Below are 16,285 nucleotides of genomic sequence, written 5' to 3'. Positions count from 1 at the left end.
TATGAAGGCAGTGTGGTTTGAGGAAAGTATACCGAGATATTTAATAAGTAAAGCTTTAGGAAAAGTGCATCATTCTTTTTATTACAATATTTTTTCCTGTATAAGATATGGAGAATATCCTGAGCCAAAACTTCCCAGCGGTAAATGGGTAAAGATAAAAACTTTGATGGGAGGAATTTGTGGCAGTGACATAGGTCTTATTAGATTACATGATAGTCCTTCTACCTCTCCTTTTGCTTCTTTTCCTTTTGTTATAGGACATGAAAATTTAGGAATTATAGTAGAAAAAGGAGATGAAGTTGAGGGATTTGAGGTAGGAGATAGGGTTATAGCAGATCCTACTTTGTCTTGTAATGCCAGAGAAATATATCCTCCATGTGAGAAATGTCAAAATTTTGAATTTTCCCAATGTATGAATTTTAATGAAGGTATAGTTTCTCCTGGTCTTATGATTGGATCTTGTAGGGATACAGGCGGAAGTTGGGGAGAATACTATGTGGCTAATCAATTTCAGCTCTTTAAGGTGCCTGATAAAGTTTCTAATGAGAATGCTATTCTTGTGGATGCTTTTTGTTCAGCTTTACATCCTGTAATGAGAAACTTCCCAAAGGATAGCGATACAGTGATTGTGGTTGGATCTGGAAGTATAGGCATAAATGTAGTTAGTGCTTTAAGGGCGTTGGGGAGTAAGACAAGAATTATTGTTCTTGCAAGATATAAGTTTCAAGGAGAGTTTGCAAAACATTATGGGGCAGATGAAGTGGTATATACAAAAGGTTTGAATAAATGGGAACTTTATAAAAAAGTGGCTGAATTAACCTCTGCTAAGCTTTTAAAACCTCTTCTTGGAAAGCCTGTAATGGTGGGTGGAGCAGATGTAGTCTTTGAGTGTGTGGGAAGCGATGACTCTATAGATGATGCTTTGAGGTTTACAAAGCAGGGAGGAACAACTGTTCTTGTGGGGCTTGCAGGGGTTACCAAGAGGGTAGATTGGACTTTTGTTTGGTTTAAAGAATTAAGAGTAGCAGGTACCAATAGTAGTAGTGGAGAAATTTTTAGGGGTGAGAGGAAAAGAGGATATGGCATAGCTTTACAGTTAATGGAAGAAGGTCTTGATCTTTCCCCGCTCTTGACCCATACTTTCAAGCTTGAGGAATATAAAAAGGCAATAGAGATGAACTTTTTCCGAGGAAAATATGGTTTGATAAAATCGGCTTTTGTGTTTTAAGTTATTTGTAATATACTTTCTACTTCCTCATAAATTTTGTCAGAAAGCAGAATCCCGTCTTTCAAAAGGGATTCTGCTTCTTTTTGTATATTTTTCACAAAATCTTTATCTCTTATACTTGCTAAGTTAATCTTTACGTTAAGCCACGCTCCTTGAAGAGCAGCTTTAAGACATACTGCTCCAACTCCTATATCACTTACTGCATTGGGATTAGAGTTTCCAAGGGATTTTTCAAGGAGTCTTAGTGCATTTATACTTTTTCTCATGATCTCAAGGGGAACAAGGGCTGCTTCTTTTAGTGCAGTTTCTAATGCTTCTTTTCTTTTATTTTTTTCTTCTTCTGTACCTTTAGGCATTTTTAGAGCTTTTGCTACCTTGGAAAAGGCTTCGGCATCTTTTTCTATTAATTCTAAAAGTTCTTTTTGAATTTTCTTGTTTTCTTCTATTATTTCATTCATTAATTCCTCTTTATCTTTAAACTTTTCCTTCCCCACGGTGAGATTTGCCACCATTGAAGAAAGAGCAACCCCAATAGCGCCTACCAAAGAAGATGCAGCTCCCCCTCCTGGGGCGGGTTCTTGAGAGGCTAAGAGTTCAATAAATTCTGTTATGGCTCGATTAATGAGTTTTATTTTACTATATGATTCCAACTTTCTTCCCTGCCTTTTCAAAAATTTCTAAGGCTCTGTCTATTTGTTCTTCAGTGTGAGTCGCCATATAGCTGGTTCTAAGTAGGGATTGATTAGGAGGAACACCAGGAGGAAGTACAGGATTGCAATAGACTCCAAGATCAAAAAGTTCCTTCCACATGTAGATTGTCTTCCAACGGTCCCTAATGTATATAGGAATAATTGGAGTACAACTGTTTCCAATATCAAAACCAAGGGATTTTAAGCCCTCTCTCATCCTATTTGCTATCTTCCAGAGATGGTCAATTCTTTCAGGTTCTTCTTGCATGACTTCTAAAGCTGCGAGGGCTGCTGCAGTATTTGCTGGTGACATACTTGCAGAAAATATAAAGGATCTTGCAGTATGTTGTATGTAGAATATTACATCTTCATCTCCCGCTATGAATCCACCAAGGCTTGCAAAAGATTTACTAAAAGTTCCCATAATTATGTCTACTTTGTCCTCAAGTCCAAAGTGATTTGCAGTTCCTCTTCCGTGATCTCCCAGCACTCCAATGGAATGAGCATCATCTACCATTAGTCTTGCCCCATATTTTTCACATAACTTTACAATTTCAGGAAGGGGTGCTATATCTCCAGCCATAGAAAATACCCCATCTACAATGACTAATTTTCCTGCATTATCAGAGCAGGAAGCAAGAACTTTTTCCAAATCTTCCATGTCATTATGTTTAAATCTTTTCATCTCTCCCTGAGAAAGTCGGCATCCATCAATTATGGATGCATGATCTTCTTTATCAGTTATAGCGATATCCCCTTTGCTAATTAAGGCAGAAATAGTGCCAAGATTTGTCTGATACCCTGTTGAAAAAACAAGAGCTGCTTCTTTGTGTAAAAACTCCGCAAGTTTTTCTTCTAATTTTTTATGAAGCTTTAATGTACCGTTCATAAATCGGGAACCGGTACAACTAGTACCATATTCTTTTATTGCCTTTATTGCTGCCTCTTTCACTTTGGGGTGGGTGGTTAAGCCAAGGTAGTTGTTAGAACCAAGCATTATCAATCTTCTACCATTTATAACCACTTCTGTTCCTTCAGTCTCTTCAAGCGGTAAGAAAAAGGGATAAATCCCTTGGTCAATGGCTATCCTTGCTTCTTGTAAATATTCTACTTTCTTTATCTTATCAAATAAATCCATACTCCTTCACCTTCTTTAAAATTATAAATTTTTATCTATGAATATAGCACTTTTATATGGGATTTTTCAATAACCTTGATTTGTTGAGATTTTTAATTTCTTAATATTTCTTTAATTGACTTTTTGGAATAGTATTGATTTAATTATATTTAGAATTCATACTAAAAGAGTAGGTGATTTAAATGAAAAAAGTATTAATCGTAGGTGCAGGTGCTGTTGGAACATCCTTCGCTTATAGCCTTATTCATAAAGGTCTAATAGAAGAAATTGTACTTTATGATATAGATGAAAAAAGAGCGATAGGGGAGGCTTTAGATTTAGCTCATGGAATATACTTTACAAAGCCTGTAGAAATAAGAGCAGGAGATTTGAAGGAAGCTAAGGATTCAGACATGGTAGTTATCACCGCTGGAGCTAAACAAAAACCAGGAGAAACAAGGTTGCAGCTTTTAGATAGGAATATCAATATTTACAGGAGTCTTATTCCAGAAATAGTTCAGAGTGGTTTTAATGGAATATTCTTGATCGTGACCAATCCTGTAGACGTTTTAACTTACTTTACTTATAAGTTCTCTGGTTTCTCCAGGAATAAAGTGATAGGTTCGGGAACTGTTCTTGATAGCTCAAGGTTTGCTTATCTTCTTTCAAGACATTGTGATGTAGATCCCAGATCTGTAAATGCTTATGTAATAGGAGAACATGGAGATACTGCGGTTTTAGCCTGGAGTTTGACTCATATTGGTGGCATTTCTCTTTCGGAATTCTGTCCTGTTTGTGGTAAGAGATGTTTTGAGGATAATGTGAAAGAGGCGATAATAAAGGAGGTAAGGAATTCTGCTTATAAAATAATTGAATATAAAGGTGCAACTTACTATGCTATAGGACTTGCCCTTGTAAACATAGTAGAGGCAATAGCCCGAGATGAAAATAGGATTCTTCCTGTCTCCATAGTTCATCCGGAGATTTTTGGGTTTAAAGATATACCTTTAAGTTTACCCTCTATAGTCGGAAGAAATGGGGTGAAAAAGGTTTTACAAGTGAAATTATCAGAAGAGGAAGAAAGAGAGCTTTATAAGTCAGCGAAATTGATAAAGGAAGTAATAGATTCTTTTAGTTCTCTCTCCCTCTCCTCACTATAACCTCAGCCTCTCCTTCTAACCCAGAGCCCCGGGTCCCCCTTCCCGGGGCTTTAAGTTTTATATTTTAATTTAAAATTTTTGATATACTTTAATAAATTTCTCTTTAAAAAGGGGAGATGAGAGCATGGAAAAAGAGGAAAGAAGTTATCAGCAGACTCAGTATGAGGTAGTAGAAGATGCAATTTTATCTTTGAAAGACATAGGTGATAGGGCTGTAGAAATAAGAGGTATTCCTACTGGAATAGAAGGACTTGATAATCTTTTTTTTACAACAAAAATTGAAAAAGGAAAAACAAGAGTTGTACCTTTAGGAGGAATTCCTCAGTATAGCGTATTCAACCTGACGGGAATTTCTGATACAGGTAAGAGTCTTATGGGAGAGCAATTTGCAATAAAACAAGCTTCTTTAGGAAATGCGGTGGCCTTTATTACAGTAGAGTCTCCAGCTCATTTTGTGGCTACATCTATGAAGTCAAGAGCTGCTGCAATGGGTGTAGAAGAAAGTGTAATTGATGAGAATATTGTGTTTATTGATGCAGCTTCTTACTCCAAACTTAGGGAAGATGTGCCCACTCTTCTTGCAACCCTTGCCCATGCCATAAAAAAGTATAAGATAAAATATACGGTAATAGATTCTATAACTGGACTTTATGAGGCTAAGGAAATGATGGCAAGGATTATTGTACGGCAACTTTTTAATTTTATGAAGAAATGGTATCAAACAGCTATATTTATTTCTCAAAAAAGATCTAGCCAAGAAGAATTTTCAGCCGAAGCAGCGGGAGGTTTTGCCATATCTCACATAGTGGATGGAACTATGGTCCTTTCAAAGGTTTTAATTAGTAGTCAGTATATGGAGAGGATGTATAAAAGACCTATGGGAGAGTTGGTCAGACTTTTTAGAATAGATGGTTGTAGGATGTGTGGACATAGTACTGATACCTATCTTCTTGAGATTGACAGGAATGGTTTAGTGAGAATTGGTCAATCTTTGAAGGAACTTTCTAAGGGGGTGAAGGCTGATGCCAATACTTAGTGGTGATGAGATCCCTATAAAAGAAGATGAGCTCGATAGTCTTGCTATGAAGACCTTTTTAAAGACTCTTGATATTCTGGGTGGACCAAGGAAATTAATTCTCTATAGAAACCTTACTTGGGTTCCAAGCCTTATTGAGGCTTGTTATGCAGTAATATTGAGGGATAGGTATATGAAGACAGAAGCAGAGATAGCCGAGTTTCTTGGACTGACAAAGCAAACAGTAAGGAATATTCTTAAAGCAGATCCTGATATAGTTCTTGATGTCCTTGAAGATGAGTTAAAAAAGAAAGAGATAAAAACTCATGTGGCAGGGGGGCTTGCTAAATTAGCCTATAGAAAAGTAAAAGAGGAGCTTGGTATAGAATAAAGGTATATGGTTAAAGTCGGAGAAGAATATCAAGTAAAGATTGAGAAAATAAATTCTCAAGGACAGGGGATTGCTTATATAAATAGTTTTGTAGTGTTTGTAGATTATGCTCTTCCTGGAGAGGTTGTTAAAATCAAAATTCATACAGCAAAAAGGGATTATGCTGTTGGAAAAATTGTGGAGTTTATAACAAAGGATCCTCAAAGATGTGAACCTGCTTGTAATGTATTTTATCAATGTGGAGGATGTCATTTAATGCATGTTAATTATGGTTATCAATTAGAATTAAAAAGAATGATTGTAGAAGATGCTTTTAAAAGAATTGGAAAGATTGAAAAGGAGATAAATCCTGTAATAGGTATGGAAAACCCTTACAGATATAGAAACAAGGCAAAAATTCCTGTAGGAAAAAGAAGAGGAAAGGTAGTTTTAGGATTTTATAAGCCCAATACTCATCACATCGTAGATATAAGTGGTTGTATAGTGCAACATGAAGATGCGGATAAAGTTATAGAAACCACAAAAGAAGCTATAAAAAAATTTCATATAGAAGTTTATAATGAGCTTCAACACACAGGACTTTTGAGGTTTGTAGTGGTAAGAAGATCTTTTGCCTTTGATGATCTTATGGTGGTTCTTGTTTCCAAAGGGATGATTGATAATGCCAAAAAGATTGCAAGATTTTATAGATATAGACTTAAGAATTTAAAGTCTTTTTATATAAATATCAATCCTAAAAGGACAAATGAGATCTTTGGGGAAGAGAGTAGACTTATATGGGGAGAGGAGGTAATAAGAGATAAAATTGGAGAATTTATATTTGAGATATCTCCTGTTTCCTTTTTTCAGATAAATTCTATTCAAACGGAAAAACTTTATAACAAGGCTTTAGAGTATTTATCCCCTAATAGTAAATTGGTTTTTGACGCTTATTGTGGAATTGGAACTATTTCTCTTTTTCTCTCTAAAAAAGCTGAAAAAGTGTATGGGATAGAAGTAGAAAGATCAGCTATTGAAGATGCTTGGAAGAATGCGAGAATAAATAAGGTTAAAAATGTGGAGTTTATTTGGGGAAGATCTGAAGAGGTAATACCTAGATTAATCGAGGATGGGAAGATTCCTGATGCTATAGTGTTGGATCCACCAAGAAAGGGATGTGATCAAAATCTTCTTGAGGCTATAATCCGTGCTAAGGTTAAGCAGATTATATACATCTCTTGTTATCCTTCAACCTTAGCAAGGGATGTGAATATTCTTGTGGATGCTGGTTATAATTTGGTGAATATTCAGCCTGTAGATATGTTTCCTCAAACTTTTCATGTGGAGAATATTGCCTTACTTGAAAAGGGATAAAAAATTAGTTAGGAAAGTGATAAAATAAAAAACAAAAAGTTGTTTAGGAGGATTTTTCATGGATGTTGATAGATATGTAGAGTTTAAGGAAAAAGTGGTGAAAAACGTTTCAAAGGCCATAGTAGGGAAGGAAAAGATAATTGAGCTTATAGCAATATCTTTTATATGTGGAGGACACGTTTTATTAGAAGATGTGCCTGGACTTGGGAAGACTCTTATGGTAAAAGCTTTTGCTAAAACTATTGGAGGAAGTTTTAAGAGAATTCAGTTTACTCCAGACCTTCTCCCTTCAGATCTTACAGGGATTAATTTTTATAATCAGAAAAAAGGGGAATTTGAATTTAGGCCTGGACCATTGTTTGCTAATGTTATTCTTGCTGATGAAATAAATAGGGCAACTCCAAGGACTCAAAGTAGTTTATTAGAAGCAATGGAAGAAAAGCAAGTTACTGTAGATGGAGTTACTTGGAAGCTTCCTGATCCTTTCATGGTGCTTGCAACTCAAAATCCTGTAGAAACTTACGGAACTTTTCCTCTTCCTGAAGCAGAACTGGATAGATTTTTTATGAGAATAAAGATTGGATACCCCACGAGAGAAGAGGAAATAGAAATTATAAATAGAAATAAAAAGAGGGACATGCTTGAAGATGTGGAAAGTGTAGTAAATTTTGATGAAATAGAGTATTTAAGAAATAATTTTAGTAATGTAAAAATCTCGAGAGAAGTACTGAATTACCTTCTTGACATAGTAGAGTATACTCGAAATTCCGATACTATTCTTCTAGGAGTAAGTCCTAGAGGGAGTATTGCCCTTTTTAAGGCAAGTCAAGTTTATGCTCTCTTTAATGGTAGAGATTACGTAATACCTGAAGATATAAAGTACCTTGCTCCTTTTATACTGAATCATAGGATAATCTCTATGGGTGCATCCAGAACTAAGGATATATATGAGAATATCAATATTATTGTTGACAATGTTAAAGTCCCATTAGAGGAATTTTAAATGGTATATCTCTTACTTTTTTTAATATTAATTGGTATTTTGTTAAACGAATTATCAAAAAGATATATCCTTGACAAGGTATACTTCAATAGAAATTTTTCGAAGAGAGTTGCTGAAATAGCAGAAGATATATATATTGAAGTAGTGGTTGAAAATAGAAAACTTATACCTGTTACGTTTCTTCAGGTTATTCAAGAACTACCCTCAGTCATTGAGTATAAATTTCAAGTAAATAAGGTGAGAACAAAGGACTTTTTATATCATACTATGACTTTTTTTCTTCTACCTTATCAGAGAATAAAAAGAAAATACCTTGCTACTTGTACTAAAAGAGGAAGATACGTGTTTGGAAATGTAGAGCTTTGTGGAGGAGATTTTTTAGGATTGAATTTAAAAACTAAGTCCATTTCTCTTGTTCAAGACTTAGTAGTTCTTCCTAAAAGAAAAGATCTTGAGAAAGATTTGATCCCCTATGGAAATTTTAATGGGGATACTTCAGTAAAGAGATGGATTATAGAAGATCCTACCATGATTATCGGAGTTAAGGATTATACAGGAAGGGAGCCAGCCAAAACCATTCATTGGCCTCTTTCTTTAAAACATAACAAGATTCTCGTAAAAAATTTTGATTTTACCTATGAGAACAATGCCATGATATTTTTAAATGTGGAATGCTCTAAACCTTACTGGATCAAAATGGATGAGAAAAGTATTGAGGAATGTATATCGGTAGCGAGAAGTGTAGGGGAGATATTTCATGAAAGAAAGATTCCTTTTGGTTTTACTACTAACTCTTTAATCTATGGATTTTCAAGAGATGAGAATACAGTCTATCCAGGTATGGGCGATGCTCATCTTCAACTTTTCTTGGAATATTTAGGGAGGCTTTCTTATAATGTTAATGTTCCTTTTGAGGAAGTGATAAAGGCTTTTATGAGGAATAATAACTTCATGATCTCTACCTATGTAATAATTACGCCCTATCTTTTAAGGGAATATATTCCATATATCTCTGCTCTTGATACTGATTTAACGAAAGTGATATTAATAACGTATTATGATGACAATCTTAGCTTTCTTTCGCCAAAGATACTGAAATATTCCTTGAGAAGGGAGAAAAATGTGGCTTCTATATCTTGATTTAATAACCAGAATATCTTTTATATTTTCTCTAATTATGGCGGCGGTTATTATAATGTATAATCCAGTTGTTCCTTTTTATTTCTTTCCCCTTCTTATTTTTCTTTCTTTTATGGCCCATATATTAAAGAATTTTCTTTCGGAAAAATTAAGATTTTTTGTATTAATTCCTTATATCTCAATTATCTTCTTACCTTTGGGAACATATGAAAAGATATTAATTCTACTCATTTCCTTAATATCTACATATCTGCTTTTAACTCAAAAGTCAGTAAGCTATGGTCTTGCGGTAGATCATTATAGAAAAACCAGTCCTATAGCTATTATTATTTTTATAATCTCGTTTTTTATGAGATATCTTTCTACAAGTAGGTTTATGAATTTTGAGCTTACAGTTTTACCCTCCCTTTTAGTGTACTTTGTGGTTAGTGTTTTTCTTCTCAGAACTTTAAGATATATGGAGCATAAGATTGAGGATAAGAAATTAGTTTCTTTAAATCTAAGATATGCTTTTGGAGTAATTTCTTTGTCGGCTCTTTTGAGTATTCCTGGGGTTAGAGATAAAATATTTTTCATAACTAGCAATATCTTTTCAATAGTTTATTTTCTATTCACCACAGTTATAGCAGTAATTTTTATAGTAATAGGTTATATTCTTTCTTGGATCTTTTATTTAGTTTTGAATTTTATGGCAAAAAGAGGACTTATTGGAAGTTTGAATACTCGAGATTTTAGAATGGATCCTAATTTGAGTAGACTATTAAGACTTCTTTGGGATAGGAGAGAGTCTCATTCAGAAATAATTGATATCTTGCTTGTGATTTCTTTTTATATTTTAGTTACAGGAGTAATAATATTAATAATTTTGTGGGTAATAAGAAGGGTATTTTCTTCTCAAACAAAAGGTGAGAATTATATAGAGGAGAGAGAATTTTTATTTTCTCAGATAAACCCATGGAATGCAATAAGAAGGTTTCTTGAAGGGAGAAATTTAGGGATAGTGAGGGAGTATTATAGGAAATATCTTATGAGGAGTAAAAATCTTGGGGTAGATCTAAAACCTTCAGATACTACTCAAGATGTCTATAAGAAGACTTTTCAGCTTTTTGATTCTGAAGTTTTAAGAAGAATAAGAGAGATTTATATATATGTGAGGTATAATAGGATGGAAAGCTCAAGGGATTTAGATAAAGAGTTTATTTCTCTCTATAGGAGATTGTTTAAAAAGTGAATAGGGGAGGGTTTGAAAATGAAGAGGTCGGAATATGAAAGGGCAAAGAAGAGGGCTATTGAGTTTCTAGAGAGGGCTCATATTGTTATTACTGATGAGGAGAAGAATAGAATTGAAGTAGCTGATTTTGGACTTGGGAAAATTGATGTATTTGGCCTACAAATTCTGACCTATGTGAGTACAGAGAGGGTTTGTGCTAAAGAACTTATTCTATTTCCAAGACAAACTTGTCCAGAACATAGGCATCCTCCTTTCGGCGGAGATCTTGGTAAGGAAGAAACCTTTAGATGTAGATGGGGAAAAGTTTATCTTTATGTTCCTGGCGAGCCTGCGGAGAATCCTAAAGCTATTGTTCCCGAAGAAAAGAAAAAGTATTTTACTGTTTGGCATGAGATAGAACTGAATCCGGGGGAGCAATATACTCTTTACCCTAACACTCCCCATTGGTTTCAAGCAGGAGATGAAGGCGCTATTGTTTCAGAATTTTCTACCCGAAATTCAGATGAATATGATATCTTTACAGATCCTGAAATAAGAAGAATTCCTGTGATTGAGGAAGATTAAAATTGTATGGGAGAAGTTGGAAGTTAGATATTAATGAAAGTGAGAAAATAAAAAGTTATTTGATAAAAATGGGAGGTGTGGAGGAATCTATTAAAAATTCTTATGAATTATGGAGAATAAAATTAGGAGGTAGCACTTTTATATATTATACTTCTGGTAAGTTGTATAGTACTCCTTCAGCCAAGGTCATAAATATTTGGGATGAAATAGATAAACTTGTTAGTAAGAGCTATGATTTGAATAAAGACTATGTTTTAGGATTTGACGAAGTAGGTAAGGGAGAAGTATTTGGACCAATTATAACTTGTGGAGTTCTTATAAGAAAAGACGTTATCTCCCAGATACCCTCCGAGTTAAAAACTCCTGATACAAAAAAATCTCATGGTTTTGAGTACTGGACAAGGATACTAAAGGTACTTGAGGATCTTATATCCGATGGGTTTTATTATATTATTGATATTATTCAGCCTCGAGAAATTGATCGTTTTAATATTAACCAGCTCTTGGACTTGTCTTATATGAAACTCATAAAGCAGTTAATTACTGATTTACCTTATAGAAAAGAAGTAAGAATCGTAATTGACGATTATGGAGTAGGAGAGGGATTGCAAAGGTTTTTGGAGATTATAAAGGGAGAAAACAATTTTGAAACTATTATTGTCACAGAGTCGGAAGATAAATTTTTAGAAGCTAAATTGGCATCTTTAATTGCAAAATCTTACAGGGAGAGCATATTAAAAAATTTGCAGGAAAGATATGAAATTCCAGAAAGTTTAATCAAGGGGAATATGTCTAATAAAGCCTTGGAATCCTTCTTAAAAAATTATTCCAAGGAGGATCTGTGGTTTATCAGAAGATCTTTTGGAAAAAGGATTAAGAAGGAAAAGCCTTCTTTTTATAATTTAATATCCGAGGATAATTTTAGATGCTTCTTTTGTGGTAAAGAAAGTAGTAAGGTAATTTTAAAAGATTATAGATTTCTTTGTTCCTTTTGTGGTAAGGAGATAAAAGATCTTGAGCTGGCTATGAAATATCATAGTGGAATTATTAAGTTAGAAAAAGAGAGCTTTTACTCTTTTTTTGAAATTATTAAGAATTCCTACTTATTTGATGGGTTTAGTTTTTTAGTTGATAATTCTTTAAGGAAGCTTCTTACTCCCTACGAGGATATAGGAAGAATACTAATTCTTAAAAGGGCTTTTTCAAAGTTTTTAACCCTAAAGATTGAGGGAGACAGTATAGCTTTTTCCTTTTTCAGGAATATCTACAATGTTTAATTTATAAGGAGTATTTGATTTATTAATTTCAAAGATTAAATATCCTTCCATTAACTCTCCAGGTTTTATATATTTCTTAAAAAAGACATTATAGTCCCTTAAGGCATAATATACGGAGGCAAAGGTGCTTACAGGATTTTTTCTTCCATCATCGTCGATTAAACTAAAATTATTGTGGGTAAGTAATATCTCCTTTTCGGTTTTATTCCATATAAATAAATTAACCATATAGAAGATTCCTTCTGGGAGATATTTGAAATCCAAGTATAAGGGAAGTTCTTCTATTTTTTGAACTTTAAGAATGTATACTATAAGACCGTCAAGATTTTCTCCTTTTACTTCCTTTCCTTGAATTATAAGAGGTGTGGTTTCTCCAAAAGAAAGGCTAAAGAATAAAAGCCATATTATTATAAGAATTACTCCTTTTCTCATACCTTACCCTCTTAATTTTTTTGTTTAATTATAGCATATTTTAAAGAGTAAGGTAGGATCTCCCTACCTTACTCTTTAACAGCACCACGGGTTAAACCTGAGATTATAAGATTTTGAAGGGATAAAAATAATATCACAATGGGTAAGGCTCCAACAATGGAGGCTGCAGCAAAATCTCCCCATCTTACATCATACATCCCTGATATAAAGTTTCTTAAGCCAACTGCAAAGGTATATTTTGATGGATCCTTTAAAATAATACTTGCTAATAGAAAGTCAGAATATGTTCCTATAAAGGAATTTATTGCTACTACCGCTAAAACAGGAGTAGCAAGGGGAAGTATTATTTTATAGTAGGCTTGGAATCTTGTGGCTCCATCAATTAAAGCAGACTCTTCTAAGGAGTCAGGAATGCTGTCAAAAAATCCCTTCATAAGCCATATGTTATAGGGTACGCCTCCTCCAAGATAAACCATTATTAATCCTGATAGAGTATTCAACCCTAAAAAAGGAATGTATTTACCAATATGAAAGAGTAATAGATATACTGCTACCATTCCCATTACTGCTGGGAACATTTGTAAGATAAGAAGAGTAAGAAGGGAGTATTTTTTACCCCAAAAGTTAAATCTTGAGAATGCATATGCTGCAAGAGATACAAAAAAAACTGTAAGAATGGCAGTAGTTAAGGATACTATTAGGGAATTTTTAATCCAATTAAAAAATCCTATAGCTTTTAGATTTGAATAGTGCTCTAAGGTTAAAACCTCAGGAATTAGTTTTTGACCTACAAGCCCACCACCAGCTCTTAATGAGGCTGATACAGTCCATGCTACTGGAAAAAATGTAAACACTAAGATGATCCATATGAGTAAGTGTTTAGGAATATGGTTTAAAAAATTATTTTTTTTCATTCATATCTCACCTCTTTTTTAAACATTCCAGAGATCCAGAAGTTTAGAAGACTTAACAATGCGACAATTAGAAATACAATTATGGATATGGTGGCTGCAAGTCCGTAATCTTGCCCTCTTCCTCCTTCAAAGGCAAGTTTATAAGTATAGGAGATTAAGATATCAGTTGTACCTGCTACCGATGATATATCAGCCATAGGGGGTTTTCCACCTGTAAGAAGATATATCACATTAAAATTATTAAAATTGAAGGCAAAAGTACCAACAATAAGTGGTCCAATGGCAGTAAGTAATAAGGGTAGGGTTATGGTTTTAAGTTGTTGGAAATAACTTGCTCCATCTACTTTTGCAGCTTCATATAACTCTTCAGGAATACTTTGAAGAGATCCAAGACATACGGTCATAGCATAAGGATATCCTAACCAAAGGTTAACTACAAAGAGAGCAAGTCTTGCCCACTTAGTCTCCAAAAACCATGGTATTTTTACCCCAAAAATAGAAAGAAGTATTCTGTTTACTACTCCTACCTCTGTATTCAAAAGACCAACCCAAATAAGTAAAGAAATAAAAGAAGGAATAGCCCATGGTACTATGAGAAGGGTACGATATATACCTTTAAATTCTAAGTTTTTGTCATTCATAAGTAGGGCTAAAAAGAGTCCAAAGGCAAAGTTAATAAAGGTAGTCAAAGTTGCCCATAATACGTTCCAGATAAAAACTCTTAAAAATGGTTTTGAAACCCTTTCATCCTTAAAAAGTCTTATAAAATTCTCTATCCCCACATTTGTGACAAAACCTGGCAAAATTTCTTGCCCATTAGGTCTTACAAAAAATCCATTCTTAGGAATTAGTTTTTCTCCTGTGAGATTGTCTATTAAAACATCTTCTGTTGATATATACTTATATCTTTGTCTATAAATGGAAAATGTGTTTAAGTCTGACATTTGTAAAAAGGTATCATTCTCAAGTTCTATTTTGATATTTTGTAGTTTTGAGATTTCTCCATATTTTTGAGTTTGAGGAACAATTTTGTAGTTAGAATACTCCTTAGGAAAATCTCCTTCTCCTATTTTGATAAGTTTTTTATCTTCAATCTTGTAGATATTTTTGCTTTTATCTCGAAAAAGGAGTAATATTTCCCCAGTTTTTGCCTTATAGATCTCATACTCAAAGTTCTGAGTATTTTCTGGCAAGAAAGTTTCCTTTTCCAACTGTTCTATTACTTGGGTTTTTGTAAGAATATGACCTGTTCCATAGTTTGTAAAAGCGATCTGGATTGTATATATTATAGGATAAATCATGAACATAAACATGAGTAAGAAAGATGGTACTATGTATCTCCAGGGATAGCTTTTAGGATGAACAATTAAGAGAGCAAATAAAAATACTACGAGAAAGAAAATTAAACCCCAAACAAAGCCTGCAATTATGCTTAGAATATAGCTGAAAAATGTTCCAATTGCTACTATAATTCCAGCATATATTATGGGAAGAAAAGGCATAAGAAGGTTCATACATTCCCTCCTTTTTCAAAGGGGGAGAGAGTTTCTGCTCTCTCCCCCTAATTTTTTACTTTCTTGCCTTTAAGATAGCATCCTTAATTTGTGCTACAGCTTCCTTAAGAGCTACATCAGGAGCTTTCTTCCCAGATGTGATCAAAGTTAGAGTATCTCCCATATAGCTCCATACAGGACCCATTTCAGGAATATTCGGCATAGGAATCCCGTCAGCTGCGCTGGCTCCAAAGGCTTTTATATCAGGATTTGAAGAAACCACTTTATATGCGTCTTTTCTTGCAAGGATTCTGGGATCAGTCTCGAATAATTTAAGTTCTAATTCTTTTGTGGCGAGAACTTCAAGGGCAAAGGTTTTTAAAATAGCAATATTGGGTGATCTTGAGTTTATCATAAAGCCTTGTACTCCTACAAAAGGTCTCATGGGTTTTCCATCTATCTTGGGAAGTTTGGCAACACCATAGTTAATATTTGCCTTTTTAATATTATCAATCTCCCATGGACCATTTATCATCATACCCAATTTTCCTTCTGAGAACAAACTTGTAGTGGTTTGGTAATCTACACCTTGTTTTAAGATACCTTCTTTAAATAAATTCACAAGTTTTTCTACTCCTTTTATGGCTCCTTCATTGGCAAGCCCGATATCTAATGGATCGAGCCCATTAGGTGTTTCTTTGAATACATAACCACCTAAAGCAGAAAAGAATGGAAAGCTGAAGTAGAAATTGTTGTAATCATAGAGGAATCCATAGATTCCTCCTTTTGTAAGATTCTTAGCTGTTCTTACTAATGACTCATAGGTGGTTGGAGGGTTAGGAACTAAGTTTTTGTTGTATATTAAGGCTACTGCTTCCATAGAGTAGGGGATACCATATAGTTTTCCACCATAGGACATAGCTTGTAGAGTGACAGGTGTAAATTGATCTAAGATACTCTTGGGTAGGAAATCGATAGGAAGGAGTAATCCGTTAACTGCTAATTCTCCAATCCAATCGTGGGCTCCAACAATTATATCTGGTCCCTCTCCTGTAGGAGCTGATGTAATAAATTTTGGCTTTATGTCACTGAAACTTACTTCGCTAACTTCTACTGGAATGCCATATTTGGTGCTAAAGTTTTTTACAAACTCTCTTAGTCCTTTTACTTGTGCTTCTGAAGTCCATATGGTGATTTTTCCGGGCACAGCAGCTTTAGAAAGAGAGAAAACCACCATTAGTAAGAGCACTAAAATTAAAACTTTTTTCATAAAACTTT

General features: G+C 34.1%; 16 protein-coding genes. 10 read left to right on the top strand and 6 right to left on the bottom strand.

The window, feature by feature from the left end; genetic code table 11:
• The first annotated feature begins 1 nt into the window (after position 1).
• Positions 2–1,228, top strand: a complete 1,227-nt coding sequence (locus tag ACP5QL_RS03850; RefSeq protein ID WP_012583067.1) for a zinc-dependent alcohol dehydrogenase — start codon at positions 2–4, stop codon at positions 1,226–1,228.
• Here the strand turns inward: ACP5QL_RS03850 and ACP5QL_RS03845 are convergent.
• Both ACP5QL_RS03845 and ACP5QL_RS03840 read right to left on the bottom strand, forming a co-directional pair.
• Positions 1,225–1,878 carry a cyclodeaminase/cyclohydrolase family protein gene (locus tag ACP5QL_RS03845; RefSeq protein WP_273333739.1) on the bottom strand — a complete coding sequence of 218 codons (654 nt, stop codon included), beginning with the start codon at positions 1,876–1,878 and terminating at the stop codon, positions 1,225–1,227. The genes ACP5QL_RS03850 and ACP5QL_RS03845 overlap by 4 nt on opposite strands.
• Positions 1,865–3,055, bottom strand: coding sequence for an aminotransferase class I/II-fold pyridoxal phosphate-dependent enzyme (locus ACP5QL_RS03840; protein ID WP_428125495.1), 1,191 nt, complete (start codon positions 3,053–3,055; stop codon positions 1,865–1,867). Before ACP5QL_RS03840 ends, ACP5QL_RS03845 begins: the two co-directional genes overlap by 14 nt.
• 182 nt (positions 3,056–3,237) lie before the next feature.
• On the opposite strand from ACP5QL_RS03840, the gene ACP5QL_RS03835 reads away from it, so the two are divergent.
• The 9 genes from ACP5QL_RS03835 to ACP5QL_RS03795 all read left to right on the top strand — a co-directional run bounded on the left by ACP5QL_RS03835 (position 3,238) and on the right by ACP5QL_RS03795 (position 12,168).
• Positions 3,238–4,194 carry an L-lactate dehydrogenase gene (locus ACP5QL_RS03835; RefSeq protein WP_012583070.1) on the top strand — a complete coding sequence of 319 codons (957 nt, stop codon included), beginning with the start codon at positions 3,238–3,240 and terminating at the stop codon, positions 4,192–4,194.
• 124 nt (positions 4,195–4,318) lie between these two features.
• Complete coding sequence (locus ACP5QL_RS03830) at positions 4,319–5,230, top strand: KaiC domain-containing protein (protein ID WP_012583071.1); 912 nt, start codon at positions 4,319–4,321, stop codon at positions 5,228–5,230.
• Complete coding sequence (locus tag ACP5QL_RS03825) at positions 5,217–5,600, top strand: hypothetical protein (RefSeq protein ID WP_012583072.1); 384 nt, start codon at positions 5,217–5,219, stop codon at positions 5,598–5,600. The genes ACP5QL_RS03830 and ACP5QL_RS03825 overlap by 14 nt, the downstream gene beginning before the upstream one ends.
• 6 nt (positions 5,601–5,606) lie before the next feature.
• Positions 5,607–6,953, top strand: coding sequence for a 23S rRNA (uracil(1939)-C(5))-methyltransferase RlmD (gene rlmD, locus ACP5QL_RS03820; RefSeq protein ID WP_272995102.1), 1,347 nt, complete (start codon positions 5,607–5,609; stop codon positions 6,951–6,953).
• 58 nt (positions 6,954–7,011) lie between these two features.
• A complete protein-coding gene (locus ACP5QL_RS03815) occupies positions 7,012–7,956 on the top strand; it encodes an AAA family ATPase (protein ID WP_012583074.1) in 945 nt (314 codons plus the stop codon).
• Positions 7,957–9,096, top strand: a complete 1,140-nt coding sequence (locus ACP5QL_RS03810; RefSeq protein WP_012583075.1) for a DUF58 domain-containing protein — start codon at positions 7,957–7,959, stop codon at positions 9,094–9,096.
• Positions 9,077–10,327 (top strand): hypothetical protein, encoded by a 1,251-nt coding sequence (locus ACP5QL_RS03805; RefSeq protein ID WP_272995100.1) that lies wholly within the window; start codon positions 9,077–9,079, stop codon positions 10,325–10,327. Before ACP5QL_RS03810 ends, ACP5QL_RS03805 begins: the two co-directional genes overlap by 20 nt.
• A gap of 18 nt (positions 10,328–10,345) precedes the next feature.
• Positions 10,346–10,891 carry a D-lyxose/D-mannose family sugar isomerase gene (locus ACP5QL_RS03800; RefSeq protein WP_272995099.1) on the top strand — a complete coding sequence of 182 codons (546 nt, stop codon included), beginning with the start codon at positions 10,346–10,348 and terminating at the stop codon, positions 10,889–10,891.
• 2 nt (positions 10,892–10,893) lie between these two features.
• The gene (locus ACP5QL_RS03795; protein WP_272995096.1) at positions 10,894–12,168 is read left to right on the top strand and encodes a ribonuclease HII; all 1,275 of its coding nucleotides are present in this window, start codon (positions 10,894–10,896) and stop codon (positions 12,166–12,168) included.
• Here the strand turns inward: ACP5QL_RS03795 and ACP5QL_RS03790 are convergent.
• From ACP5QL_RS03790 to malE, 4 genes are all read right to left on the bottom strand, one after another.
• Positions 12,109–12,600 carry a DUF4352 domain-containing protein gene (locus ACP5QL_RS03790; protein ID WP_012583079.1) on the bottom strand — a complete coding sequence of 164 codons (492 nt, stop codon included), beginning with the start codon at positions 12,598–12,600 and terminating at the stop codon, positions 12,109–12,111. The two genes, ACP5QL_RS03795 and ACP5QL_RS03790, sit on opposite strands and share 60 nt — an antisense overlap.
• Before the next feature lie 68 nt (positions 12,601–12,668).
• Complete coding sequence (locus ACP5QL_RS03785; RefSeq protein ID WP_428125486.1) at positions 12,669–13,514, bottom strand: sugar ABC transporter permease; 846 nt, start codon at positions 13,512–13,514, stop codon at positions 12,669–12,671.
• Positions 13,511–15,028, bottom strand: a complete 1,518-nt coding sequence (gene malF / locus ACP5QL_RS03780; protein ID WP_428125484.1) for a maltose ABC transporter permease MalF — start codon at positions 15,026–15,028, stop codon at positions 13,511–13,513. The genes ACP5QL_RS03785 and malF overlap by 4 nt, the downstream gene beginning before the upstream one ends.
• Before the next feature lie 55 nt (positions 15,029–15,083).
• Positions 15,084–16,277: a maltose/maltodextrin ABC transporter substrate-binding protein MalE gene (gene malE, locus ACP5QL_RS03775; protein ID WP_428125482.1), complete on the bottom strand. Its 1,194-nt coding sequence runs from the start codon at positions 16,275–16,277 to the stop codon at positions 15,084–15,086.
• Positions 16,278–16,285: the final 8 nt, after the last annotated feature.

Source organism: Dictyoglomus sp., from assembly GCF_049968615.1.
Taxonomy (GTDB): domain Bacteria; phylum Dictyoglomota; class Dictyoglomia; order Dictyoglomales; family Dictyoglomaceae; genus Dictyoglomus; species Dictyoglomus turgidum.
The sequence above is the reverse complement of the archived record's forward strand: the minus strand, read 5'-3'. Positions and strand labels throughout refer to the sequence as shown.